The organism is Mesorhizobium sp. M0048 (assembly GCF_040323405.1).
Lineage (GTDB): Bacteria > Pseudomonadota > Alphaproteobacteria > Rhizobiales > Rhizobiaceae > Mesorhizobium.
This window is the reverse complement of sequence record NZ_JAMYUV010000006.1, coordinates 217,790-242,878: the sequence shown is the minus strand read 5'-3', so window position 1 is coordinate 242,878 and position 25,089 is coordinate 217,790. Positions and strand designations below refer to the sequence as shown.

General features: G+C 62.2%; 24 protein-coding genes. 11 read left to right on the top strand and 13 right to left on the bottom strand.

What is annotated here, in order from left to right; genetic code table 11:
• Window positions 1-6: 6 nt before the first annotated feature.
• The 7 genes from NKJ84_RS09300 to NKJ84_RS09270 form a co-directional block, all read right to left on the bottom strand.
• Complete coding sequence (locus NKJ84_RS09300; protein WP_352506235.1) at window positions 7-726, bottom strand: ABC transporter permease; 720 nt, start codon at window positions 724-726, stop codon at window positions 7-9.
• Complete coding sequence (locus NKJ84_RS09295; RefSeq protein ID WP_352506218.1) at window positions 723-1,436, bottom strand: ABC transporter permease; 714 nt, start codon at window positions 1,434-1,436, stop codon at window positions 723-725. Before NKJ84_RS09295 ends, NKJ84_RS09300 begins: the two co-directional genes overlap by 4 nt.
• 69 nt (window positions 1,437-1,505) lie before the next feature.
• The gene (locus tag NKJ84_RS09290) at window positions 1,506-2,351 is read right to left on the bottom strand and encodes a transporter substrate-binding domain-containing protein (protein WP_352506234.1); all 846 of its coding nucleotides are present in this window, start codon (window positions 2,349-2,351) and stop codon (window positions 1,506-1,508) included.
• Window positions 2,352-2,434: 83 nt separating this feature from the next.
• A complete protein-coding gene (locus NKJ84_RS09285) occupies window positions 2,435-3,106 on the bottom strand; it encodes a GntR family transcriptional regulator (protein WP_352506217.1) in 672 nt (223 codons plus the stop codon).
• A 547-nt stretch (window positions 3,107-3,653) separates the two neighbouring features.
• The gene (locus NKJ84_RS09280) at window positions 3,654-4,004 is read right to left on the bottom strand and encodes a VanZ family protein (protein WP_352506216.1); all 351 of its coding nucleotides are present in this window, start codon (window positions 4,002-4,004) and stop codon (window positions 3,654-3,656) included.
• Between the two features lie 666 nt (window positions 4,005-4,670).
• On the bottom strand, window positions 4,671-4,937 hold the full coding sequence (locus NKJ84_RS33200) for a DUF6894 family protein (RefSeq protein WP_352777886.1): 267 nt from the start codon (window positions 4,935-4,937) through the stop codon (window positions 4,671-4,673).
• A 102-nt stretch (window positions 4,938-5,039) separates the two neighbouring features.
• Window positions 5,040-5,231 (bottom strand): DUF3606 domain-containing protein, encoded by a 192-nt coding sequence (locus NKJ84_RS09270; protein WP_254820019.1) that lies wholly within the window; start codon window positions 5,229-5,231, stop codon window positions 5,040-5,042.
• A gap of 418 nt (window positions 5,232-5,649) precedes the next feature.
• Here NKJ84_RS09270 and NKJ84_RS09265 point away from each other — a divergent pair, with 418 nt between their 5' ends.
• The 3 genes from NKJ84_RS09265 to NKJ84_RS09255 all read left to right on the top strand — a co-directional run bounded on the left by NKJ84_RS09265 (window position 5,650) and on the right by NKJ84_RS09255 (window position 7,059).
• Window positions 5,650-5,949, top strand: coding sequence for a DUF1236 domain-containing protein (locus NKJ84_RS09265; RefSeq protein WP_352506214.1), 300 nt, complete (start codon window positions 5,650-5,652; stop codon window positions 5,947-5,949).
• Window positions 5,950-6,086: 137 nt separating this feature from the next.
• Window positions 6,087-6,536: a hypothetical protein gene (locus NKJ84_RS09260; RefSeq protein WP_352506213.1), complete on the top strand. Its 450-nt coding sequence runs from the start codon at window positions 6,087-6,089 to the stop codon at window positions 6,534-6,536.
• Between the two features lie 181 nt (window positions 6,537-6,717).
• On the top strand, window positions 6,718-7,059 hold the full coding sequence (locus tag NKJ84_RS09255; RefSeq protein WP_292663955.1) for a hypothetical protein: 342 nt from the start codon (window positions 6,718-6,720) through the stop codon (window positions 7,057-7,059).
• 64 nt (window positions 7,060-7,123) lie between these two features.
• On the opposite strand, the gene ggt is transcribed toward NKJ84_RS09255, so the two are convergent.
• The 3 genes from ggt to NKJ84_RS09240 all read right to left on the bottom strand — a co-directional run bounded on the left by ggt (window position 7,124) and on the right by NKJ84_RS09240 (window position 12,650).
• Window positions 7,124-8,860, bottom strand: a complete 1,737-nt coding sequence (gene ggt, locus NKJ84_RS09250; RefSeq protein ID WP_352506212.1) for a gamma-glutamyltransferase — start codon at window positions 8,858-8,860, stop codon at window positions 7,124-7,126.
• Window positions 8,861-9,139: 279 nt separating this feature from the next.
• Window positions 9,140-10,432, bottom strand: coding sequence for an L-rhamnose catabolism isomerase (rhaI, locus tag NKJ84_RS09245; RefSeq protein WP_352506211.1), 1,293 nt, complete (start codon window positions 10,430-10,432; stop codon window positions 9,140-9,142).
• Window positions 10,433-10,547: 115 nt separating this feature from the next.
• On the bottom strand, window positions 10,548-12,650 hold the full coding sequence (locus NKJ84_RS09240) for a bifunctional rhamnulose-1-phosphate aldolase/short-chain dehydrogenase (protein WP_352506210.1): 2,103 nt from the start codon (window positions 12,648-12,650) through the stop codon (window positions 10,548-10,550).
• A 187-nt stretch (window positions 12,651-12,837) separates the two neighbouring features.
• Between NKJ84_RS09240 and NKJ84_RS09235 the strand changes: the two genes are divergently transcribed.
• The 7 genes from NKJ84_RS09235 to NKJ84_RS09205 all read left to right on the top strand — a co-directional run bounded on the left by NKJ84_RS09235 (window position 12,838) and on the right by NKJ84_RS09205 (window position 19,979).
• Window positions 12,838-13,647: a DeoR/GlpR family DNA-binding transcription regulator gene (locus tag NKJ84_RS09235; protein WP_352488252.1), complete on the top strand. Its 810-nt coding sequence runs from the start codon at window positions 12,838-12,840 to the stop codon at window positions 13,645-13,647.
• 55 nt (window positions 13,648-13,702) lie between these two features.
• The gene (gene rhaS / locus NKJ84_RS09230) at window positions 13,703-14,698 is read left to right on the top strand and encodes a rhamnose ABC transporter substrate-binding protein (protein WP_352448664.1); all 996 of its coding nucleotides are present in this window, start codon (window positions 13,703-13,705) and stop codon (window positions 14,696-14,698) included.
• 83 nt (window positions 14,699-14,781) lie between these two features.
• Entirely contained in the window at window positions 14,782-16,323 is a 1,542-nt protein-coding gene (locus NKJ84_RS09225; protein ID WP_352506209.1) for a sugar ABC transporter ATP-binding protein, read from the top strand.
• A complete protein-coding gene (locus tag NKJ84_RS09220) occupies window positions 16,320-17,297 on the top strand; it encodes an ABC transporter permease (protein ID WP_352506208.1) in 978 nt (325 codons plus the stop codon). Before NKJ84_RS09225 ends, NKJ84_RS09220 begins: the two co-directional genes overlap by 4 nt.
• Window positions 17,294-18,295 carry an ABC transporter permease gene (locus NKJ84_RS09215; RefSeq protein WP_352506207.1) on the top strand — a complete coding sequence of 334 codons (1,002 nt, stop codon included), beginning with the start codon at window positions 17,294-17,296 and terminating at the stop codon, window positions 18,293-18,295. Before NKJ84_RS09220 ends, NKJ84_RS09215 begins: the two co-directional genes overlap by 4 nt.
• Window positions 18,295-18,612 carry an L-rhamnose mutarotase gene (rhaM, locus tag NKJ84_RS09210; RefSeq protein ID WP_352506206.1) on the top strand — a complete coding sequence of 106 codons (318 nt, stop codon included), beginning with the start codon at window positions 18,295-18,297 and terminating at the stop codon, window positions 18,610-18,612. Before NKJ84_RS09215 ends, rhaM begins: the two co-directional genes overlap by 1 nt.
• Window positions 18,609-19,979 carry an FGGY-family carbohydrate kinase gene (locus tag NKJ84_RS09205; RefSeq protein ID WP_352506205.1) on the top strand — a complete coding sequence of 457 codons (1,371 nt, stop codon included), beginning with the start codon at window positions 18,609-18,611 and terminating at the stop codon, window positions 19,977-19,979. The genes rhaM and NKJ84_RS09205 overlap by 4 nt, the downstream gene beginning before the upstream one ends.
• A 36-nt stretch (window positions 19,980-20,015) precedes the next feature.
• Here the strand turns inward: NKJ84_RS09205 and NKJ84_RS09200 are convergent, their stop codons facing one another.
• The gene (locus NKJ84_RS09200) at window positions 20,016-21,266 is read right to left on the bottom strand and encodes a D-amino acid dehydrogenase (RefSeq protein ID WP_352506204.1); all 1,251 of its coding nucleotides are present in this window, start codon (window positions 21,264-21,266) and stop codon (window positions 20,016-20,018) included.
• A 43-nt stretch (window positions 21,267-21,309) separates the two neighbouring features.
• On the bottom strand, window positions 21,310-22,305 hold the full coding sequence (galE, locus tag NKJ84_RS09195) for a UDP-glucose 4-epimerase GalE (RefSeq protein ID WP_352506203.1): 996 nt from the start codon (window positions 22,303-22,305) through the stop codon (window positions 21,310-21,312).
• Between the two features lie 265 nt (window positions 22,306-22,570).
• Between galE and hemA the strand changes: the two genes are divergently transcribed.
• Window positions 22,571-23,848 carry a 5-aminolevulinate synthase gene (gene hemA, locus NKJ84_RS09190; protein WP_352506202.1) on the top strand — a complete coding sequence of 426 codons (1,278 nt, stop codon included), beginning with the start codon at window positions 22,571-22,573 and terminating at the stop codon, window positions 23,846-23,848.
• 36 nt (window positions 23,849-23,884) lie between these two features.
• Here hemA and NKJ84_RS09185 read toward each other — a convergent pair whose 3' ends face one another.
• Entirely contained in the window at window positions 23,885-25,051 is a 1,167-nt protein-coding gene (locus NKJ84_RS09185) for a pyridoxal phosphate-dependent aminotransferase (protein WP_352506201.1), read from the bottom strand.
• Window positions 25,052-25,089 lie beyond the last annotated feature (38 nt).

Genomic DNA, 25,089 nt, shown 5'->3' with positions numbered 1-25,089 from the left:
TCGTGCTCAAGAGGCGGCGTCGCTCATCGTCGAGGGGCGGTGCCGCAGATGCCGCGACATCCAGTATTCGAGTGCCGCCAAGGCACGGATGATCGCGAAGTTCAAAGTGAGATAAATGGCGCCCGCGCAGATGAAGACTTCAAAGGCGCGGTAGGTCTGGGAGATCAATCCCTGGGCAATTCCAGTCACCTCCATCAAGGTTACGATGGAAGCCAGAGACGTGCCCTTGATCATCAGGATGATTTCATTGCCGTAACTCGGCAGCGCCTGGCGAAAGGCCAGCGGCAGGATAACGTGCCGATAGGTCAAACAGGTGGACAGGCCGACAGACCGGGCCGCTTCGACAAGGCCGTGTGGCACCGATTGAATCGCGCCGCGCAGGATTTCGCTGCCATAGGCGGTGGTGTTGAGTGTCAGCGCGATGATTGCGCACCAGTAGGGTTCGCGGAAAACGGCCCATAATCCAATTGCCGACAGTTGGTGCCGGAACTGACCAAGGCCATAATAGGTCAGAAAAATCTGCACCAGCAGGGGCGTCCCCCTGAACACGGCAACGAAGCCACGGATCGGTAGGACGACGAAGGGCGATTCCGATTGCTGGGCAAGCGCCAATGTGACGGCAAGAACGAAGCCGGCAACGATGGAAGTCAGGGCCAGTTCCATCGTAAGCGGCAGGCCGGCGAGTAGTTTCGGCAGGATTTCGAGGAAAAACCTGAAATCTATCATGCCGACCGGACGCGCCACGGCGCCTTTCGTTCCAGACGGTAAAAGGCATTGCCCGTGACGGAAGCGATAGCCAGATAGAGCAAGGCTGCAGCAATGTAGAAGATGAACGGTTCACGGGTCGAACCTGCGGCGATCTGTGCCTGGCGCATCAGTTCAACGAGGCCGATTACCGATATCAGCGACGAGTCCTTCAGAACCAATTGCCACACATTGCCGAGGCCTGGCAGCGCGTATCTCAGGAGCTGGGGAAAAATAATCTGGCGCAGCCGCTGCAGCCGGTTGAGACCAAGCGCGCAAGCGGCATCGTGCTGTCCCTGGTCGATGGCGACGTAAGCCCCTCGATAGACCTCGGCTTGATAGGCGCCCGAGATGATTGCGATAGCCAAGGTTCCAGTGGCAAAGGCCGGAACGCCAACGAATCCGGACCCGCCCAGGCTATGACCAAGCGAGGTCAGGGCGACACTACCTCCATAGTAAAGCAGATAAATGGTCAGAAGGTCGGGCACGCCCCTGAAAACCGTGCAATAGCCAAGGGCCAAGAACCTTAGCAGTTGGGAGTTGTGGAGACGCCCGGCCGCTGCCAGCCCGCCAAATACAGCGCCAAGCGCAAAGCCCAGCACAGACAGGAGCACTGTGATCGAGGCCGCCATGAGAAGAGCAGCCCCCCAACCTCCGTTCTGGAAACCAAGCAGCCGGAATGCGTCAACCATTGATATCCCCGGCAGGACGAACGGCTCAGCTCCGAAACGGGTCAGGAATGGCCGTTCGCCGGCAAGCGCCTACTTGACTGGAGTGACGTCGCTCTTGAGCCATTTAAGCGACAGGGTTTTGATCGTGCCGTCGGCGGTCGCGGCGTCGATGGCGCCGTTGAGCATGTCTTTCAGCTTGGTGTCCTCTTTGCGGATACCGGCCCCGGAGCCAAGGCCGAAGAGACCCCCGACAAATCCTGGTCCTGCAAGCGTATAGTCGCTGAACTCCGGTTTGCTCAGCGTGGCAGCCAGCGCTGTCTGCTGTGCGAAGAGCGCGTCGATGCGACCCGCGGCGAGATCGAGATCGTGTTGCTCGGTGGTCTTGTATTCGCGAATCTCGGCGACGTCCGAGAAGTATTTTCTTACAAATTCCAGGTTTGCCGTCGCAGCCTGAACTCCAATGATCTTTCCCTTCAGCAATGGCTTGAGCCTGTCGATTGCCGCTTGCGCAGAGGCTTCATTGTCCAGCTTGAACCGCTCGTTGGAAATGCCGAGCTTGCCCAGTTCGCTATCCTTGGCGACCGCGAAACCTGAGGGATCCACCGCATATGGCTGGGTAAAATCGATGACCTTCAGACGTTTTTCGGTGATGAACATGCTCGCCATGATCACGTCGAACTTGCCGACGGTCAGCGCGGGGATCATGCCGTCCCAGTCCTGTGCGACTATCTTGCACTCGATCTTCATTCGCCCGCACAGATCATTGGCGAGATCGACCTCGAAGCCGTCCAGTTTGCCGTCGGCCGTTGTGAAGTTCCAAGGCGCGTAGGCTCCTTCGGTGGCAATGGTAATTGCCTTTGGCGTTTCTTGTGCGACAGCGGCGTGGACCAGGCCGAACAGGACCGACGCAATGGCTGCGATGCGGCTAATTTTCATGTCAATCTCCTCTTTTGCCGGTGTGGCAGTTCCCTTTCGTCGTGCCGGATTATCTTCCGGCTTCAACGATTTAGATGGTATTCCTAGCGGCGGCCGGGACTTGCAAAGCTAGCCAGAAGCGGCGCTGTCTCGACGATATGATCCCGCATGACGATCTCTGCCTTGCCGGCATCACCTGACCGCAACACCTCGATCAGGATCTCGTGCTCGGCGCGCGCGCTGGCGGGTTTGTCGACATAGTCGAACCAGATGCGCAGGTAGGGCTCGATCACGACGTGCAGGCTGGCAATCTGCCGGACCAGCTTGGCTCTGTTGCTCAATTGGCAAATCTGCAGATGGAAGGCCTGATGGCGCACGACCCAGTCGCTGCTGCCGGTCTGGCTGGCGCGCTCCATCCGGTCGAGCTGGCGTTCCAGTTCTTCAAGCACTTCGACATCGATGTGCGGCATGGCAAGCCTCACCGCCAACCCTTCGAGCACGGAGCGTATTTCAAAGGTTTCGTAGATCTCATCGAGGGTAAGCCCGGCGACGATGCAGCCACGGTTCGGGCGAATGACCACAAGACCTTCCGCAGCCAGTTGGCGGAATGCTTCGCGAACCGGCATGCGGCTCATGCCGATTTCCGTCGCGATCTCTTCCGGGATCAGCCGGTCCCCGGCCCGGTAACGCCCCATCCTCAGAGCCCGCTGAATGTGGCGATAAGCCTCCTCCTCGGCGGTCGTGATACCCAACGGCTCGATTGCGTCTGCTGCCACGTCCTTGGTCCGGTCAAAAGCGTATCTGTGTATCCACTTATCCAATTGTCGAGACCTGTGTCAAGCACAGAAGCTTGCGCGCGTTAGAATTTCTCTTGTGAGAATAAGCACTTGATCGGGGAAATCGGGCAAGCGCACCGTGGTCAGCTAAGCCGCTGATCGGCCGCTTTTCGACGCCCACGCGTCGGAAACCTTCGACGCCACCGAACTTTCAAAAAAAGGCCCGCCGCTCCATTTGCGAAGCGGCGAGGCCCCATATTCGGGGACGATCGCCGGAGTGTTCCCCGGCATTGCTTACAGTGCAATTCAGGTGCCAGAATTGTTGACCCAAAACGGGTCACCGCACCGGAGGCGCGAGCGCGGACATTCCGCGATCACGCTACTGCCGCGCATTGCCATTCCTGCTACGTTACTTTGCGGCGGATCTGATTTTTCCGCCTGGCCGGCGCCCGATCAGGCAACTTACCCCAACGCGCCCCCCAAGTGGCGCCGGCCATTTTCACAACCCTGGAGCGCGGGTGCGCCGGCGACGTTAGGCTCTCAGCACCTATGGCAATCCGCCAGCGAGCCGCTTTGTCCAGCCTGCAACCATCAGTCCGCACGCAATTCCCACGCAGTCGGCAACCCAGTCGAACAGATCCGGGTCGCGCCCTATCAGTTGCACGGCCTGAAGCCCCTCGATCGCTGCGCCCGTGAGAACGAGCAGTACGATCAGCTTCGCCTTGCGTTCCGGCCAGCCGAGACTTCCGAGAGCCGCCAGGACGACGAAGGCGGCGGCGTGATTGAGCTTGTCGTGATCAAACGTGAAAGCCAGGCCAAGACCCAGCAGGAGCTGCTCCGGCAAAAGGGCGAACAGCAGAACGCCGGCAAACGCGGCCGGAAAGGCAATCCTTGCCACGATCTGATAGGAATCCAGGCGCAACAAGGATAAAATGGCCTTTCGTCCGAAATCTGCGGGGGAACACCACCGGCCAGAGCGAGCGCGGCGTCCAATTTCCGCCGTCGGGGCGTCCGGTGCATCGTCAGAATGAATGAATGCCTCGGGTCAGCCGCTGCACAGGCCGGGCCCGTGGCGAGTGCAATAGGCCAGCGGTAGCTTCCGCGATCACGCAATTCCCTGCCGCGCTGACCCGGCTACTATCTGGCTGCGGCGGACCTGATTTTCCGCTTGGCCGGCGCTGCGTCGGGGCACCTTACCCATGCCACACGAATCGGCGCCGGCCAGAATTCCACCGATTGCGCAAAGGGGTCAAAAGCCCGCCGCCCTGTCGGACGACGGGCTCCGTTGCCTGGGCGCCAGGGCGCCGCGGTAGCGACTGATGCTACGAATGCTCCCGCAGGTCTCCAATATGCTGCTGCCGAACGGCGTTGCGCATCGGCTAAACAAACGAAGCCCGCGCCTCTGGCGGAGGGCGCGGGCCGACCGGGTTTGCACCCCGATCTGCAGCAGAAACCCGGGAGGTTCCCGCTGCTTAGGATAACAATTAGAGACTTCTAATGTTCCAGTCTAGGGAAGATGCGGCTGCACCAGAAACTCATGGTCGGCGCGATGACGATCGAGGCGTCAGTTCGTGCGCAAGTCGATCTGGAAAATACGCTCGTCGAAATGCTGCGTTTCGACGGCAAAGGTCAAAGCCACTTCGAGGACCATACCGCCACGGTCGTCCCGGACCTTGACTGCAATCCTGCGGTGAGGAAGGCCATCCCTGGCCATCTCGGCCAATGTGCGAAGGGCTTCTTTCCTGACCAGCGGGAAATCGTCATATAAGGTTCCCTGATCGTCGGAATAGACGATTCCGTCTTCATCGGAATCAAAGAAGTAGTGGGGCATTGCGCTTGGCCGAAGCTCGGCATCCGGGCACGTTGTCGGCAGATGGCCGCGATCTCGGCCAATCGCGATCAGTGCCTCTCCACCGTTGGCTTCGCCGCCATCTCACTTGCGCTCGCGCAATGCCTTCACCGCCTGCGAGAGGATCATCCGGTCGCCGCCGGTCCTTTTGATCAGCTTGCTCACCTGGCTGGGCGAAACACCATTTTCCCGCGCGAAATATTCGACCTCGTAATACTCATCCACCGAAACACGCTTGCGGTCGCTGAAGTCTCGCTTGCTCTTGTCGTCGGCCATTTCTGTTCTCCTCGCCCCTTCTCTTCGCTTCCGGGGGTCAGCTTTGACGCACGCAGCAATTTGAGGTTTCGCTCGCCACAAACTGACGGGCGAACCTATCGGCGCAGGAAGGGACAGGCTGCGCAGCTGTCGGGTTCGATCGGAGTGGAACAGCCAAGATCGGTGCGAGCAACCGTCGACTTTTCCATGGAATCCTCCCGGCACGTGCAGCCCGAAACGGCCACGCGCCGCCACGGTTCCGGGTCACGCGGCAAACCCACCCTTTGCGCGCACGGATCAGACTTAGGTCCTGCGGTAACACGTCGGTTGGTCCCTGCCGGGCAGGACCGAAGCCCCGTCGACGGAACGTTTTCAGCTGCCTTCCGTTCGAGTGAGCCTTGGCGTGAAGAGCGGACCGAGTTCGCAAAGGAGACGATCCATGAGAATGCATTTTTCCACCGCAGTGGCGGGATTTCTGCTGCTGGCAGGCGTCGGAGCCGTTGCGGCGCAAGACGTCGTCATCGAGCCGGAGCAGGAAACGGTCATCAAGGAGTATGTGAAGAAGCAGCCGCTGGCCTCGGTGAAAATCCCTGGGGTGGAGCTCAATATCGGCTCAACGCTTCCCGATACAGTCGAGCTTCATGAAGTCCCCAACGTCAAATACCGCTATGTCGTCGTCGACAACCGCACCGTCGTCGTCGATCCCGGCACGCGCAAGATCGTCAAGATCATCGAGTGACGTGAAAATTCAGGCAGCCGTCACCCGCCGCTCAGAATGAGCGGCGGGTGACGTTTGCGTTAGGCGGCTCCGCGGCGTCGTCGCTCGGCAGGAACCCGCCGTACATGGACGGCCGGGGGGCCTCACAGGCAGTTTCAATGCGAACAATCAGCAGACTTTTCGATTCCCATGACCAGGCGGCGCGTGCCGTCGAAACGCTTCAGGCAGCAGGAATTGCGCGCCACCAGATCAGCGTCATCGGACCCTACGATGATGAAATCGGCGCCGTCTTGCGCGGTCCAGGCAGCGGTGCCGCCCTTGGCGCGGCGGCGGGTTTGTTGGCCGGCCTCGGCGCCTTTGATATCCCAGGCATCGATCCCGTCGGCGCGGGATTGCTGGCATCTGCCCTCGTCGGTGCAGCCTTGGGCTGCGTTGCCGGCAGGCTTTTCGACACATCGTCCGCTAGCGGCAGGCAGCCAGGCAAGCCGGATGCCGAACAGGGTGTGATCCTGGTGCTGGCGCATGTCGATGAAAGGCAGGCCGACACCGCACAGGCGGTGCTTGGAGCTTCCGTTCAGGCAACTCAGTCTTTGGCCAGAGCGGCATGAAGATTCAACTTCTGCAAAGCGCTTGACCAAGCCGCGCAGCGGGGCGGCGATCCAAGCGCGAATTCAAAAATCTCTGGCAAGCCGTCGCCAGAAAGTGTTGAACACCGTGCCGATCACATTCGGCGAGCGGTTGCGCTCGGCGAGGCTTGATGATTTGCTGTCGGTTTGCGGAGAACGAATAATGCATGAGCCTGTCGGTCAAGACGAATATGGGTCGACCAGCCCGTTCGATCCGGACGATCTGTCGAGGTTGAACGCAATCGGCCCGAGCGCCGGCAGCAACGATTTCGAAAAATACGCCGTCGCCGTGATCATCGTGTTCGGCGCCCTGATCATCGGTGGCCTGATGGCTGCCGGCTTGAGCTTCGGGCGCCGCAGCACCTTCTTTTTCGCGCTTGGTGGCGCCACTGCAGCATGGATATCCGGCAATGCGCTTCTGCTCGACCGGCCGCGCATCTACGCGCTGTTCGTCGGCATCGCGGCGCTGATGTTGATTGCGTCGACAATCGCGCTGGTCACCTGAAGCAAGGCGCAATCTTCTTGTTGACCATGATCTTATCCGAAAACCGGTTCCCACTTTTTGGGGTTTAATACCCGATAGCCTTGCCGGCTGCGGCGCGGCTGTCGATGGCGCCATTGTAGCGGGCGCCGCCACCCTTCTCGATTTCCGCCAGGCTCTTGCCGCCGACCAGGATGCCGGCCGCCTGGCCCCAGGTCGTGTCGGCAAGATCGAGACGGTAGCCCATGCCGGTAAGCAGCTTTTCGGTATCGGGCGACAGGCCGAAAGGTTCGATATAGACCGTGTCGGGCAACCATTGGTGATGGATGCGCGGTGCGTCGATGGCCTCCTGGATGTTCATGCCGTGGTCGACGACGTTGACGATCGCCTCCAGCGTGATGGTGATGATGCGGGAACCGCCGGGGCTGCCGATGACCATGAACGGCTTGCCGTCTTTGGCGAGGATGGTGGGGCTCATCGACGACAGCGGCGTCTTTTTCGGCGCGATCGCATTCGCCTCGCCCTGGACCAGGCCATAGAGATTGGGCACGCCGGGTTTCTGGGTGAAATCGTCCATCTCGTTGTTGAGCAGGATGCCGGTGCCGGCGGCGACGACGCCGGCGCCGAACGAGCCGTTCAGCGTGTAGGTTACCGCGACGGCATTGCCATCATTGTCGATGATCGAAAAATGCGTCGTCTCGCTGCTCTCGCCAAAGCCCTTCGGCATCAATTCCTGCGAGACGCCGGCCCGGAACGGATCGATCTTTTCGCGAATTTCCCTGGCGTAATTCTTGTCGAGCAGTTTTGCGACCGGATTGTCGATGAAGCCGGGATCGCCGAGCGCCGAATTGCGGTCGACATAGGCGTGGCGCATCGCCTCGACCATGACGTGAACCGTCTCGGCCGAACCGGCGCCGAGATAGGACAACGGATAGAACTCAAGCACGTTGAGGATCTCGCAGATGATGACGCCGCCGGAGCTCGGCGGCGGCGAGGAAATGATCTCGTAGCCGCGGTAATTGCAGGTCGCCGGCTTGAGCTCGCGCACCGCATAGTTTTCGAAATCAGCCCTGGCCAGAATGCCGCCCTTCTCGCCACTCGCCTTGACGATGGCGTCGGCGGTCGCGCCTTTGTAGAAGGCATCCGCCCCGCGTTCGGAAATGGCGGCAAGCGAAGCCGCGAGATCGGGCTGAACAAGGCGCTCGCCGACAGCATAAGGCTTGCCGTCCGGCTTGAGGAAAATGGCAGCCGCCGCTGGGTCCCTGGCCAGCCGCTCGACGCCGCCCAGGAGCGAGGCCACATCGCCCTGCTCCAGCACGAAACCGTCCGTGGCATAGCGGATGGCTGGCGCCAGCAAATCCTGCCGCGTCAGCGTACCGTATTTCTCCCGCGCCATCTCGAAGCCGGCCACCGAACCGGGCACGCCGACCGCCAGATAGCCGTCGAGACTGGCGCCCTTTACCGGCTTGCCGTCCTTGTCGAGATACATGGTTTTGGTCGCGGCGAGCGGCGCGCGCTCGCGGAAATCGAGGAAGGTCGAACGGCCGTCCTTGAAGCGGATGGTCATGAAGCCGCCGCCGCCGATGTTGCCGGCGGTCGGGTAGACGACAGCCAGAGCGTAGCCGACAGCGACCGCTGCATCGACCGCGTTGCCGCCCTTCTTCAGCACCTCGACGCCGACTTCCGACGCCAGATGCTGGGCGGTCACCACCATGCCGTGCTCGCCCTTCGCCGGCTGCGGCGAGGCGGCAAAGGCGAGGAACGGCACGAAGGTCAGGGTGAGGGAAAGGGTGACGGCGATTAGGGTTTGGCGGGTGTTGTGCATGGCCGTTCTCCGAGGCGTGGGTGGGCCTAGGAAACGCGCTTGGAGCGGTTGAGTCTACTGACATTGATGGGAAGATACGGCGACGCTTGCACCTTCTATCGACACCATTCATGGCACCCATTCATGGCGGAGAGGAACCCAAGCTGAAATGAAGCCACGATCCAACGCTGACAAGCAATTTTGTTCTTGCTTTGTGCCGGCAGCTATGCTACTAATTTGGGTATGGTGCTATTTGGCTCCAACGACCCGCCTCAGGCGGGTTTTTCATTTTCACCAGCATCAAACAATCCCGCCGCCGACGCTCGCCACCGCCGGCCGTTCCGCTGCAACCTTCGCCCGGTAGCCGGCGGCGCGGTAGGCGGCGACTGGATCGATGGCGCCGCCTGTCTTCAGCCGTGCCGTGGCAAGTATCGGCTCGACATCGGTGCGATAGGCTATCTTCAACGTCTGCGTCGCCATCAGCGCGTCGTTGGTATCCTGGAAGCCTTCGAGCGCCCTGCGGTCGACCAGCAGCGCCTGCGCATAGGCGCGCTGCACTTCTATCGCCGACAGCATCAGGCTTTCGATCGGATCGGTGATGTTGTGGCTCTGGTCGAGCATGTGGGCCGGATCGAAGCCTTCGGCGCCTGAAAGCTCGGCATCGACCAGTTCGTTGAAGACCAGAAAGAGGCGGTAGGGATCGATCGAGCCGGCGTCGAGGTCGTCGTCGCCATATTTCGAATCGTTGAAGTGGAAGCCTCCGAGTTTTTTGAACTGGATCAGCCGCGACACGATCATCTCGATATTGACGTTGGGGGCGTGATGGCCGAGGTCGACCAGGCAGAACGCCTTGTCGCCAAGCTCTTTGGCGATGATGTAGTTGGTGCCCCAATCCTGCACGACGGTCGAATAGAAGGCCGGCTCGTACATCTTGTGCTCGGTGAACAGCTTCCAGTCGTCCGGCAGCCCGGCGTAGATCTCCTTCATCGCGTCGAGATAGCGCTCGAATGCCTTGGCGAAGTTGACCTGGCCGGGGAAGTTGGAGCCGTCGCCGATCCACACCGTCAGCGCTTTCGAGCCCAGCGTCCTGCCGATCTCGATGCATTCGAGGTTGTGCTCGACCGCCTGCCGGCGTGTTGCTGCATCGGCATGCGACAGCGAGCCGAATTTATAGGAAAGCTTCTGGTCGCTGGCGTCGGAGAAGGTGTTGGAGTTGATGGCGTCGAAGCCGAGACCGAAGCGGGATGCCGCCTGCTTCAGCCGGTTCGGATCGGCCTTGTCCCAGGGAATATGCAGCGAGACGGTCGGCGTCGCCTGCGTCAGTTGCCGGATGACGGCACAGTCCTCGATCTTGTCGAAAATGTCGCGCGGCTCGCCAGCGCCTGGAAAACGGGCAAAGCGGGTGCCGCCGGTGCCGACGCCCCAGGACGGAATGGCGACCGCGAATTTCTCGACCTTGTCTCTGACAGCGTCGATGGCGATGCCGCGGCGGTCGAGGCGCTCGCCGAGAGAGTCGTAATCGCGCTTGAGGTCGGCGTTGCGCGCGGCATTATGCTTGTCGACGAGGTCGACGGAGATGATGGTTTCGGACATGGTTCCTCCCAAATGCGTTCGGTTGGCGCTGCCCCTTACGCGCCTGCCGGCACCTTCTCCCCCGGGGAGAAAGGTAAAGTTCCGGCCTCGGCGCCAACCCCTCAAAGACGGTCGCTTATCGCGTAAAACTCTGTGCGTTGCCGGCGTCGACGTTGATGATGTTGCCGGTCGATTTTGCCGACATATCGGAGGCGAAGAAATAGATCGCTTCGGCGATGTCCTCTGGGAATACCGAGCGCTTCAGCATCGAACGCGAGCGGTAATGCTCCTCGAGATCGTCGGTCGACATCTTGTAGGCGGCGGCGCGCTGTTCCTTCCACTCGCCGCTCCAGATCTTCGAGCCGCGCAGCACGGCGTCGGGATTGACGACATTGACCCTGATCTGTGCTTCCGCCCCTTCCAGCGCCAGGCAGCGTGCCAGATGGATCTCGGCGGCCTTGGCCGTGCAATAGGCGGCGGCGTTGGGCGATGCGGCAAGCCCGTTCTTGGAAGCGACGAAGACGATGTTGCCGCCGATGTTTTGCGCCCGGAACAGCCGGAACGCTTCGCGCGAAACCAGGAAATAGCCGGTCGACAGGATGTCCATGTTCTTGTTCCACAGCGCCAGCGTGGTGTCCTCGATCGGCGCCGAGGTTGCCAGGCCGGCATTCGACACGAGGATATCGATGCCGCCGAATTCGACCGCCGTCTCGGCAAAACCGGAGATCACCTGGTCCTCGGACGTGACGTTGATGACGACGGGCCGCACGAAATCCTTGCCATAAGCCTTGGCAAGCTCCTCATTGGCGCTGGCAAGGGCTGCTTCGTCGATGTCGGCCAGCACGACGCACGCGCCTTCGCGCAGCAGCCGGTTGGCGGTGGCCCGGCCGATGCCGCCGGCGCCACCGGTGACCAGCGCAATCTGGCCGGCAAGGGCCTTTGGTTTCGGCAGGCGCTGCAGCTTTGCCTCTTCGAGCAGCCAGTATTCGATGTCGAAGGCTTCCTGGTCGGGCAGGCCGACATAGGTCGAGACCGTCGAGGCACCGCGCATGACGTTGATGGCGTTGACGTAGAACTCGCCCGATATGCGCGCCGTCGCCTTGTCGCCGGCGAAGGTGAACATGCCAACGCCAGGCATCAGATAGACGACGGCGTTGGGATCGCGCACCGGTGGCGAATCCGCGTGCTTGCGGCGGTCATAATAGGCCTGATAGCCGACGCGATACTCCGCCACATCATCGGCAAGACGGGCAATGACGGCATCGACGTCGGGATTTTGGGGGTCGAACTCGATGACCAGCGGCCGGATCTTGGTGCGCAGGAAGTGGTCCGGGCAGGACGTGCCGAGTGCCGCCAGCGGCCGCAAATCCCTGGAATTGACGAATTCGAGCACGGCAGGGGAATCGTCGAAATGGCCCAGCTTGTGGCTGTTCTCCGAGATCAGGCCACGGATCCTCGGCATCAGTTTTGCGGCCGCGGCGCGACGCGCAGGCGCATCGAGGGATTTGACGACTTCGCCGCCGAAAATCGGCTTGCCCTGGCTCTTGCGTTCGAACCAGTCGATCGCCTGGTTGATCACCGAGATCGTCGTCTCGTAGCATTCCTTCGGCGTGTCGCCCCAGCTGAACAGGCCATGACTGGCCAATACGACACCCTTGGCTTCGGGGTTTTCGCGGCAGAATTTCTCCAGCCACAGGCCGAGCTCGAAGCCCGGACGTTTCCATGGCAGCCAGCCGATCGTGTCGCCGAAGATCTCCTTGGTCAGCGCCTGCGAATCCTTGGCGGCGGCAATGGCGATGATGGCATCGGGATGCATATGGTCGACATAAGGCTTCGGCACGAAGGCATGCAGCGGCGTGTCGATGGAAGCCGCGCGCGGGTTGAGGTTGAAGGTGCAATGGGGCAGATAGCCGACCATCTCGTCTTCATGTTCGAGGCCGCGATAGAGACCTTTCAGCGCGCGCAATTTGTCCATGTAGAGCGTGGCGAAGCCGTCGAGCTTGATCGAGGCGCTGTCGCCGCCCGAGCCCTTGACCCACAGCACTTCCACGCTCTCGCCGGTGAGCGGATCGTTTTGCCAGATCTTGGAGGAGGTGTTGCCGCCGCCATAATTGGTGACGCGCTTGTCGGAGCCAAGAACATTCGAGCGGTAGACCAGACGTTCGGGCTCGCTCATTGCTTGCGCTTTTGCGTCATCCCAAAGATTGGCGAGGCGCGTGCCGGAGCGCTTGTCGAGCATAGGTATCCTCCCTTTGGGACACGCAAACGGCGCGGGTCCCTTTTGTACGAATTTCTACGCAAGCGGCGGCCTTGTCAATCACAAACGATCAATATCAGTCATATTGCATTGCACAATGAAATTATCTGATCGGAAATGATTGACACTGCGCGCTTTGGGTGACTAGATGCTCCGGCAGGGAGGAACCATGCACGAGAAAGAGCGCCACAGGATCATTCTGTCCGCCGTCCAGGAAAAGCCTGTGGTGACGGTGCAGGAGATGGTCGACCTGACGGAGTCGTCGGAGGCGACGATCCGGCGCGACATCGCGGCATTGCATGTGCAAAAACGGCTGCGCCGGGTGCGCGGCGGCGCAGAGGCGCTTTCGCCGCCGCAGTTCATCGGCCTGGCCGGCCGGCCCTTTTCCGTCAACGAGACCATCAACGCTTCGCAGAAGCGGGCAATCGCGCGGGAAGCCGTCGAACTGTGCAAGGACGGCGAGCCGATCATCATCAATGGCGGCACCACCACCTTCCAGATGGTGCATTTCCTGACCGGCCGCCGCATGCCGATCTTCACCAATTCCTTCCCGATCGCGGAGCACTTGCTCAGGCACTCCAAGAACACGGTGATGCTGTCGGGCGGCACCATCTACCGCGAGCAGAACATCATCCTGTCGCCGTTCGACAATGACGTGACGCGCAATTTCTACGCGCGCCGCATGTTCATGGGCGCGCAAGGGCTGGGGCCGCTCGGTCTGATGGAAGGCGACCCGCTGCTGATCCAGGCCGAGCAGAAACTGATCGACCAGGCAGACGAATTGGTGGTGCTGGTCGATTCCTCGAAGTTCCGCAAACGCTCGAGCCTGATCCTGTGCGGCCTGTCGCGCATCGCCACGGTGATCACCGACGACGCCATCGAGGATCGCGAAGCCAAGATGCTGGAGACCGCCGGCGTGACGCTGATCATCGCCCGCACAACGGCAACCAACAAGGAAGAATCTTCGCTGCAGGCCTGAGAACCACTCGCGCCCGCAGCGGCGATGGAATGCAACGCTCAAGGGAGGATATTCGATGAGCTTTCTGAAGAAACTGATGGTTACGGCGGCGTTCTCCGCCGCCATGTTCGTGAATGCCGCCTACGCCGAAAACGTCAAGATCGCGCTGGTGGTGAAGTCGCTCGGCAACGGCTTCTTCGACGCCGCCAACAAGGGCGCCGAAGAGGCGGCCAAGGAGCTCGGCGATGTCGACATCATCTACACCGGCCCGACCAAGGCGACCGCCGAAGCGCAGATCGAAGTGGTCAATTCGCTTATCGCCCAGAAGGTCAATGCCATCGCCATTTCGGCGAACGACGCCGACGCGCTGGTGCCAGTGCTGAAGAAGGCGATGCAGCGCGGCATTACCGTCATCTCGTGGGATTCAGGCGTCGCGCCGGAAGGACGCCAGCTTCACCTCAACCCCTCCGATACCAACCTGATCGGCGAGACCATCATCAAGCTGGCCGCCGACTACCTGCCGGAAGGCGGCGATGTCGCCATCCTGTCGGCTTCTTCAACCGCGACCAACCAGAATGCCTGGATCGACGCGGCCAAGAAGGTGCTGCCGGAGAAGTTCCCCAAGATCAAGCTCGTCGCCACCGTCTATGGCGACGACGACTCGGCCAAGAGCACGGACGAAGCCAAGGGCCTGCTGAAGTCCTATCCGAACCTCAAGGCGATCATCGCACCGACCACGGTCGGCGTCGTTGCCGCCGCGCAGGTGGTGACCGATGAAGGCCTGATCGGCAAGGTCAACGTCACCGGCCTGGCGCTGCCGTCGGAGTTCAAAAAGTTCATCGACAATGGCGCCAGCCAGGCGGTTGCGCTGTGGAACCCGATCGATCTCGGCTACTCCGCCGTCTACCTCGCCCACGACCTGGCGGTGAAGAAGGAAGAGGCCAAGCCCGGTGCTACGCTGTCGATCGGCCGCGTCGGCAAGGTCACGCTCGACGACACCAACTCGGCTGCGATGGCTCCGCCCTTCCAGTTCGACAAGTCGAACATCGAAAAGTTCTCCAAGATCTATTGATCCTGGGACCTTCGAAACGGTGCGGCGGGGCTCAGGTTCCGCCGCGCTTTCAAACGAACCTTGCTACAGGGCTTGATACGATTATGGACACGACAGCCCAGCACGAAGTGGCACATGAAGCGCCTTTGTCATCCGGACCGCGCCTGACGCTGTCCGGCATCTCGAAAAGCTTTCCCGGCGTGCGGGCGCTGCACAATGTCGGCCTGTCGCTCTATCCCGGCCAGGTAACCGCGCTGATCGGCGAAAACGGCGCCGGCAAGTCGACGCTGGTCAAGATCATGACCGGCATCTACCAGCCGGATGCTGGCACCATCAGCATCGACGGCCAGCCGGTCACACTGCCCAGCGCCCACGCCGCGTTCGGGCATGGCATCACCGCCATCCACCAGGAAACCGTGCTGTTCGACGACCTGACGGTGGCCGAAAACATCTTCCTCGGCCATGCGCCGCGCACGCGTTTCAAAACCATCGACTGGCGCACCATGCGCAAGAATGCCCGCGAGGTGCTCGACACGATGGGCGCCGGCCATATCGACGCCGACGCCAGACTGAAGGATCTCGGCATTGCCAACAAGCACCTAGTCGCGGTTGCCCGCGCTATGTCCATCGACGCGCGGATCGTCATCATGGACGAGCCGACGGCAGCGCTTTCGATGAAGGAGATCGAAGAGCTTTTCCTGCTGATCGAATTCCTCAAAAGCGACGGCAAGGCGATCCTGTTCATCAGCCACAAATTCGATGAGATCTACCACATCGCCGACCGCTATACCGTGTTCCGGGACGGCGAGATGGTCGGCGAAGGCCTGATCAAGGACGCCGGCCAGAGCCAGATCGTGCGCATGATGGTCGGTCGCTCGGTCGATCACATCTTTCCGCAGCGCAGGGCCGAGATCGGCGCGCCGGTGCTGGCCGTCTCCGGCCTGTCGCACCCGACCGAGTTCGACGACATAGGCTTCGAGCTGCACAGGGGCGAAATCCTCGGCTTCTACGGCCTTGTCGGCGCCGGGCGCAGCGAGGTGATGCAGGCGATATCAGGCATCACCCGCACCAGCGGCGGCACGATCACGCTGGAGGGTAAGGCAATCGCGCCGAAATCGGCGGCGGATTCGATCGACGCCGGCATCGTCTATGTGCCGGAGGAGCGCGGCAAGCAAGGCGTGGTGATCGGCCTGCCGATCTTCCAGAATGTCTCGCTGCCCTCGCTCAAACGGACATCCAAGTCCGGCATATTGCGGCTGGCCGAAGAGTTCGCGCTGGCCCGCTCCTACACCGAGCGGCTCGATCTGCGCGCCTCCTCGCTCAGCCAGGACGTCGGCACGCTGTCGGGCGGCAACCAGCAGAAGATCGTCATCGCCAAATGGCTGGCGACCGCGCCTAAGGTGATCATCCTGGACGAGCCGACCAAGGGCATCGACATCGGCTCGAAGGCGGCCGTGCACGGCTTCATGGCCGAGCTCGTCGCGCAAGGCCTGTCGGTGATCATGGTGTCGTCCGAATTGCCGGAAATCCTCGGCATGTCGGACCGCGTCGTCGTTATGCGCGAGGGCCGCATTGCCGCGGTCTACGACAATAAAGGGCTCGACGCCGAAACCTTGGTCAGGACGGCAGCGGGGATCGCGGCATGAAGGCTCTTCTCAAACATCGCGAGGTCTGGCTGCTGGCGGCAATCGTCGTGCTGATCGGGCTGATCTCCACGCGGTTTCCAGGTTTTGCCGATCCGGCCAACCTGCGCCAGGTGTTCAACGACACGTCGATCCTGATGATCCTGGCGCTCGGCCAGATGGTCGTCATCCTGACCCGCTCGATCGACCTGTCGATGGCTTCAAATCTCTGCTTCACCGGCATGGTGGTGGCAATGCTGAACGCCGCGCATCCGGCGATCCCGATCCCGCTGCTGATCGTCATCGCATTGCTGGTCGGCCTGGTGCTCGGCGCCATCAACGGCCTGCTGGTATGGCGGCTGAACATTCCCTCGATCGTGGTAACGCTCGGCACCCTCACCATCTACCGCGGCGCTACCTTCGTCATATCAGGCGGCGCCTGGGTCAACGCCGACCAGATGAGCGCTGAGTTCATCGGCCTGCAGCGCGCGGCTTTCCTCGGCATTCCGGTTCTGTCCTGGATCGCCATACTGGTCATTGCATTGTTTTTCCTGGTGATGACGCGCACCGCGCTCGGCCGCTCGATCTATGCCATCGGCGTCAACCCGACCGCATCGGTCTATGCCGGCATCGATGTCGGCCGGACGAAATTCATCGTCTTCTGCATCTCGGGGATGATCGGCGGCCTCTGTGGCTATCTGTGGATCTCGCGCTACGTCATCGCCTCGGTCGAGGTCGCGAATGGTTATGAGCTCAATATCATCGCGGCCTGCGTCATCGGCGGCATTTCGATTGCCGGCGGCATCGGTTCGGTCGGCGGCGCGGTGCTCGGCGCGCTGTTCCTCGGCATCATCTCCAACGCGCTGCCGGTGATCAACATCTCACCCTTCTGGCAGATGGCGATTTCAGGCAGCGCCATCATCCTGGCCGTGGTGCTCAACGCGCGCGGCGAACGCCGGCAAGGCCGCATCATTCTCAAAAAGGCGGAAGCGGCATGATGGACACCCCTGCTCCACGCCATATTCCCGACCGGCTCGACAAGCCTTTCACTGCGGCGATTTTTTCATGGGAAGCGCTGCTGGTCGCCGTCGCGGTGGCCATCTTCGCCGTCAACAGTTTTGCCTCGCCCTATTTCCTCGACGCTTGGTCGCTCTCAGACCTGACCTTCAACTTCACGGAAAAGGCGCTGATCGCGCTGGCCATGGCGCTGCTGATCATCTCCGGCGAAATCGACCTGTCGGTCGCCGCCATCATTGCGCTGGCGTCAACGATGATGGGCATGGCAGTGCAGGCCGGCGCCGGCACTCCGGCGCTTGTGGCAATCGGCCTCGTCGTCGGGCTCGGCTGCGGCGCCTTCAACGGCGTGCTCGTCACCAGGCTCGGCTTGCCGTCGATCGTCGTCACCATCGGCACGATGAGCCTGTTTCGCGGCATTGCCTTCATCATCCTGGGCGACCAGGCCTACAAGGGCTATCCCGCGAGCTTCGCCTTCTTCGGCCAGGGCTATGTCTGGTGGGTGGTGTCGTTCGAACTGACGCTGTTCCTGATCGCGGCAGTTGTCTACTGGTTCCTTCTGCACCGCACGAGCTTCGGCCGCCGGATCTTTGCCATCGGCAACAACCCGGTCGCGGCACAGTTTTCCGGGGTGCGCGTCGGCCGCATCAAATTCATCCTGTTTTGCTTGACCGGCCTGATGGCGGGCATCGCCTCGGTGCTGATCACCTCGCGGCTCGGCTCGACCCGGCCGTCGATCGCGCAAGGCTATGAATTGGAAGTCATCACCATGGTGGTGCTCGGTGGCGTCAGCATCCTGGGCGGGGCCGGCAGCATAGTGGGCGTCGTGCTCGCGGCCTTCATCATGGGGCTGGTGACCTTCGGCCTCGGCCTGCTCAACGTGCCGGGGATCGTCATGTCGATCTTCATCGGCCTGCTGCTGATCATCGTCATCGCACTGCCGATCCTGTGGCGGCGCGTACGGCGGGAGCGCTTTGCCTGATGCCCGAAAAATATGCGTTCAAGATGAAGCTCAATCCGGGCATGAAGGCCGAATACAAGAGGCGCCACGACGACATCTGGCCGTCACTCGTAGCGTTGCTGAAACAGGCCGGTATCTCCGATTATTCGATCCATCTCGACGAGGAGACCAACATCCTGTTCGGCGTGCTGTGGCGACGCGATGACCACGGGATGGACGAATTGCCGAAGCATCCGGTGATGCAGCGTTGGTGGGCCGAGATGGCGGACATCATGGAGACCAGGCCGAACAACGAGCCGGTGGCGGTGCCGCTGGAAACAATGTTCCATATGGAATGACCCGCAACGTCGCCGTCATCGATATCGGCAAGACCAACGCCAAGGTGGCGCTGGTCGATCTCGCCACATCGAGCGAAGTGGCCCTGCGCACGGTGGCGAACGAGCCGGTTCGGCAAGGGACGTACCCGCATCATGACGTCGAGCTTCTGTGGTCGTTCATCCTCGGCAGCCTGGCCGAGATCGATCGCGAGCAGCGCATCGATGCGATATCGATCACCACCCATGGCGCGACGGGAGTGCTGGTCGATGCATCAGGCGAACTGGCGCTGCCGGTGCTCGATTACGAATTCGACGGGCCGGATGCCCTTGCCGGGGACTACGACACGATCCGTCCGGCGTTCTCCGAAACCGGCACGCCGCGCCTGCCGGCCGGCCTCAATCTCGGCGCGCAGCTGTTCTGGCAGCAGAAGCGCTTTCCGGCGGATTTCGCCAGAACCGCCGCTATGCTGATGTATCCGCAATACTGGGCCTTGCGCCTGACCGGCGTCGCCGCCAGCGAGGTGACTTCGCTCGGCTGCCACACCGATCTATGGAACCCGTGGAAAGCGGATTTTTCCTCGCTGGTCGACCGGCTGCAATGGCGCCGGCTAATGGCGCCGGTGCGGCCGGCCAAGGACCGCCTGGGCCCGATCCTGCCCGCTCTGGCGCGGCAAACCGGCCTCGACCCGCAAACGCCGGTGTTTTGCGGCCTGCACGATTCCAACGCCTCGCTGCTGCCGCATCTCCTATCCAGCAAGCCGCCTTTCTCCGTCGTCTCGACCGGCACCTGGGTGGTGTCGATGGCGGTCGGCGGCAGCAAGGTCACGCTCGATCCGGCACGCGACACGCTGGTCAATGTCAACGCACTCGGCGATCCCGTGCCGTCGGCGCGCTTCATGGGCGGCCGCGAGTTTTCCGTGCTGACCGAGGGCCAATCGGAGAACTGGACGGAAGACGATGTTGCTACGGTGCTGGCGCGCAAGACGTCCCTATTGCCTTCCACGCAACAGGGTTCGGGGCCGTTTCCGCATCGTACCGCATCATGGTTTAACGCGGACGGTATGAGCGCCGGCCAGCGCTTTGTCGCCATCTCGTTCTACCTGGCGCTGATGACCGCGACCTGCCTCGACCTGATCGGCGCGGACGGTCCCACCGTCGTCGAAGGACCCTTCGCCCGCAACCGGCTGTTCACCCGCATGCTGGCTGCGGCGACTGCGCGCGCCGCCATTGCCTCCGAGGCTGCGACTGGTACCAGCATCGGCGCCGCCTTGCTGGCGTCGGACCAGGGGACACCGCAAGGCAGAGGCGAAAGGACCGAACCGTCGGCCGATCCGGTCTGGACAAGTTACGTGCGCTCCTGGCGTTCGGCGGTCGACGAACGAGCCTGACCGCCGAGCTCATGGCGTCCTGATGTTCGGAGATGCCTAGCCCACGTAGAGCAATCCCTGCGGATCGATCTCCGGCTTGCGGCCGGCAACTATGTCGGCAAGGAACTTTCCCGAGCCGCAGGCCATGGTCCAGCCGAGATGGCCGTGGCCGGTGTCGAGGTAGAGATTGTCGTACCGCGCCCGGCCGATGACCGGCACGGAGTTCGGCATCATCGGGCGAAGTCCAGCCCAGAGCTCGGCCTTGCTCTCGTCGAAAGCCCCGGGGAACAAGTCTTTGCCGGTGTTCAGGATCGAGTTGAAATCGCGTGGCTTGAACGCGCGGTCGAAACCGGTGAACTCCGCCGTCGAGGACATCCGCAGCCGGTTTCCCAGCCTGGAATAGCCGATCAGCCGGTCCTCGTCGGCGCCGCCCATGATCGGCCCCTTGCTTTCATCTTCCAGCGGAACAGTCACGGTATAGCCCTTCACCGGATAGACGGGCAGATCGATGCCGTAGCGGCGGCCGAGCAGACCGCTCTCCGGCCCCATGGAAATGACCACCGCGTCACCGGCCACCGGGCCGGCCGAGGTCATCACGGCGCGCACGCGGCCGCCGTCGATGTCGAGGCCTTCGACCGTGGTGCCGTAGAGGAATTGGACGCCGAGTTTCTCGGCGGCATAGGCAGCGAGGCGCTGCGTGAATTGGCTGGAGTCGCCGGTCTGGTCGATCGGCGAATAGACGCCGCCGGCAATCTTGTCCTTGGCGCCGGCGAGGCCCGGCTCGAGCTCGACCAACCGGTCGCGGCCGACGATCTCGATCGGCAGGCCGTGTTCGCCGAGATAGCGGTAATTGTCGGTGCCGGTATCAAAGCTCTGCTGCGAGCGGAAGAAATACAGAATGCCCTTCTTGCGCTCGTCATAGTGGATGCCGGTCTCGGCGGAGACGGCGTTGATGCAGTCGCGCGAATAAAGCGCCAGACGCAGCTTGACATCGGTGTTGGCGCGCATGCGCTTATGCGTGCACTGGCGCAGGAAGCGCAGGCTCCAGGCGAAAAAATACGGATCGAAGCGCAGCCGCACCTTGATGCCGAGATCGTGGTTGTAGAGGCCGCGCAGGAACGTCTTCAGCGCGGCTGGCGAGGCCCAGGCGGTGGCGTCTCCGGGCGACACCAGGCCGGCATTCGACCGGCTCGTGCCGCGTGCTGCCGCCGGATGGCGCTCGATCACCGTCACCTCATGGCCGTCGCTGGCCAGATAATAGGCCGCCGCCGTACCGACGACGCCGGCCCCAAGTACCAGGATTTTCATTCCGCCCCCAGCGCGCCGAACCAACCTTTGCGGAGAGCCCGCTTCACCCCAGAGCCGAATTCTTGCTGGTCAGGATGCGCTCCCAGGCAAGCGCATCGGCAACGATCTGGTCGAGGTTGTCGCGCTGCGGGGTCCAGCCGAGCTCACCGCGCGCCAGCTCCGAATTGGCGACGACCGCGGCGGCGTCGCCGGCGCGGCGATCGCCCATCCGTACCTCGAAATCATGGCCGAAGACGCGGCGGACGCTGTCGATGACCTCGAGCACCGAATAGCCGTGGCTGTAACCACAATTGGCGACCAGGCTCGATCCGCCGGCACGCAGCCGCTGCAGCGCCAGCCGATGCGCCGCCGCCAGGTCGCTGACGTGGATATAGTCGCGCATGCAGGTGCCGTCCGGCGTCGGATAGTCGGTGCCGAACACCTGCATGAAGGGGCGCTTGCCGAGCGCCGTCTCGCAGGCGACCTTGATCAGATGCGTGGCACCGGGCGTCGACTGGCCGGTGCGGCCCTTCGGATCGGCGCCGGCGACGTTGAAATAGCGCAGCGCCGTATAGCGCAACCCGTGGGCAATCGCCGCATCGCGCAGCATCCATTCGCTCATCAGCTTGGACAGGCCATAGGGCGATTCCGGCGCAAGCCGGGCATCCTCGCGTACCGGTTCCAGGCCGGCGCCGCCATAGACGGCGGCGGTCGAGGAAAAGATGAAATTGGGCACGCCTTCGCGCACCGCGGTCTCGATCAAGGTGCGCGTCTTGCAGGTGTTGTTCTCGTAATAGGCAAGCGGGTCGGCGACCGATTCGGGGACCACGATCGAGCCGGCGAAATGGATGATCGCGTCGACCTTATTGTCGCGGATGATCGAGGCAACCAGTTCCCTGTCGGCGACATCGCCGACAACGAGCTTTGCTTCCGGAGCCACTGCCCATTCAAAGCCGGTGGAAAGCCGGTCGAGGACGACGACGCTGTCACCCGTGTCCAGCAATTCCCAGACCATATGGCTACCGATATAGCCGGCCCCGCCTGTCACCAAAACCGTCATCCGCATCCTCGCTATTCATGATTTGTCGGAACTGTCTCAATCGTCGCCTTACTGGAAAACCTGCCGCCGAGCCATTAGAACCTGCGGTAACCGGTCTCATCGGCGCGTGGCATTGTCCTGAAACAAGATTGATCCACATCAAGGGAATAGGCCACGTTCCGTGGTCGTTAGGAACAGGCTCGGGGCGTGGCATTTTGACCAAAAAGGCCAAGTGGACGATGAATGGGCCAATGACTATGATCGCGCGCAAAATTGGGAAGGCGACATGAACTACCAGCGGTTTTTCGAGGAAGCGATCGACCAGCTCCATGCAGAGCGTCGCTACCGCGTCTTCGCCGACCTTGAGCGTATCGTCGGGAAATTCCCGCGCGCCATCTGGCGCGCCAATGGCCGCGCCGAGGAAATCACCGTCTGGTGCTCCAACGATTATCTCGGCATGGGCCAGCATCCCGACGTCATTGCCGCGTTCCAGAAGGCGGCAGGCAAGATGGGGTCGGGCGCCGGCGGCACCCGCAACATCTCCGGCACCAGCAACCCGCTGGTCGAGCTCGAACTGGAGCTTGCCGACCTGCACGACAAGGAAGCGGCACTGGTTTTCACCTCCGGCTTCGTTTCAAACGAGGCGTCGATCTCGACCATTGCAAAGCTGCTTCCCAATTGCTTGATCATCTCGGACGAACTCAACCACGCTTCGATGATCGAGGGCGTGCGGCGCTCGGGCGCCGAGAAGAAGATCTTCCGCCATAATGACGTGGCACATCTCGAAACCCTGCTGCAGACGGCCGGCCGCGAGCGCGCCAAGCTGATCGTCTTCGAGAGCGTCTATTCGATGGACGGCGACATCGCGCCGATCAAGCAGATCGTCGAACTCGCCGAGCGTTACAACGCCATGACCTACATCGACGAGGTCCACGCCGTCGGCATGTACGGGCCGCGCGGCGGCGGCATCACCGAGCGCGAAGGGCTGGCCGACCGCATCGACATCATCGAGGGCACGCTGGCCAAGGCGTTCGGCACGCTTGGCGGCTACATCGCCGGCAACACTGCGGTGATCGACGCGGTGCGCTCCTATGCGCCGGGCTTCATCTTCACCACGGCGTTGCCGCCAGCGATCGCTGCAGCGGCAACCACCTCGATCCGCCATCTCAAGCGTTCGCAGGCCGAGCGCGACGCACAGCTGCGTCAGGCGACACGGACCAAGCAAGTGCTGGCCGCAGCCGGCCTGCCGGTGATGGAATCGCCTACCCACATCGTGCCGCTTCTGGTCGGCGATCCCGAGCTCTGCAAGATGGCCAGCGACCGCTTGCTCGGTGTGCACGGCATCTATATCCAGCCGATCAACTACCCGACAGTGCCGCGCGGCACCGAGCGGCTGCGCATCACGCCTACACCGTTCCATTCGGACGCGCTGATTGCCTCCCTGCAGGACGCGCTGGTCGAGACATGGGACGCGTTGGGGATTCCCTACGGTTCGGCCGGCCGGCCTTCAGTAGCCAAGAGCGACCGCGTCATTCCGTTGCTGGTGCCGAAGTCGGGCGGGTGAAGCCCGTTTGAAACTCTACTCAGGCTTTGAGGCAGCTCACACACTCGTCATCCATTTCGCCAGCCGGTGCGCGGCTTCTTCGAGCTGGTCGAGGCGGCGGTGGAAGCACAGCCTGAGGAAGGCTTCGCCGCCGGGGCCGAAGGCGGTGCCGGGGGCCAGGCCGACATTGGCGCGGTCGACCATGTCGAAGGCGGCGGCGCGGGAATCGGTGACGCCGTCGACCGCGAAGAACAGATAGAATGCGCCCTGCGGCACGGTGAAGCGCGCCCGGCCGGTTTCGGCAAGAATACCGCAGACCAGGTCGCGCGCCGCCCTCGCCCGCTCCACCTGCTCGACGATGAAGGCATCGCCCTCATCCAGCGCAACGACGGCCCCGCGCTGCATGAACTGGGCAACGCCGGAAGTCGAATACTGGACCAGGTTTTCGAACACCTGCTGCAAGGTGGGATGGATCTTGATCCAGCCGATGCGCCAGCCGGTCATCGCCCAGTTCTTGGAAAAAGAATTGACGAACAGAATGCGGTCCTCATCGGCCATGATGTCGATGAACGACGGCGCGCGGCCGTGGCCGTAATGAAACAGCGAGTAGATCTCGTCGGCGATAATCCACAGACCCCTTTGGCGGGCAAGATCGAGGATCGCCTGCAACGTTTCCTTGTCGGCAGTCCAGCCGGTCGGGTTGGACGGCGTGTTGACGAACAGCGCCTTGGTCCGTGGCGTGATCGCCGCTGCGATCTTGTCGACATCGCAGGACCAGCCATTGCCCGACTGATCGAGCGTCACCGCGACTGGCACGGCGCCGGCTACCCCGGCGGCGGCGGCGAAGTTCGGCCATGCCGGCGACAGGTAGACGAGTTCGTCGCCCTTGCCGGCCACCGCGTCGATGGCCAGCTGGATGGCATGCATGCCGGAGCCGGTGACGATGAATTCTTCGTTGGCGAAAGTCTTGCCGAAATGCCTGGTGTAGTAGCGGGCGAGCGCCTGCCTGAGTTCGGGAATGCCTCTCTGCCAGGTATAGAAGGTTTCGCCGCCGGCGAGTGCCTTGGCGGCGGCATCGGTGATGAAGGCGGGCGTCGGCAGGTCACCCTCGCCGGCCCAGAGCGGGATCATGCCGTCGCGGCCGCGGCCACGGTTCATGACGGCGACAATGCCGCTTTCAGGCGCCGCCCGAGCCTCGGCGCGCAAGGTATCGATCAAGGTCATGGATAGGTCCGTTTTCGTTTGCTCGACTGCTAGCGTGT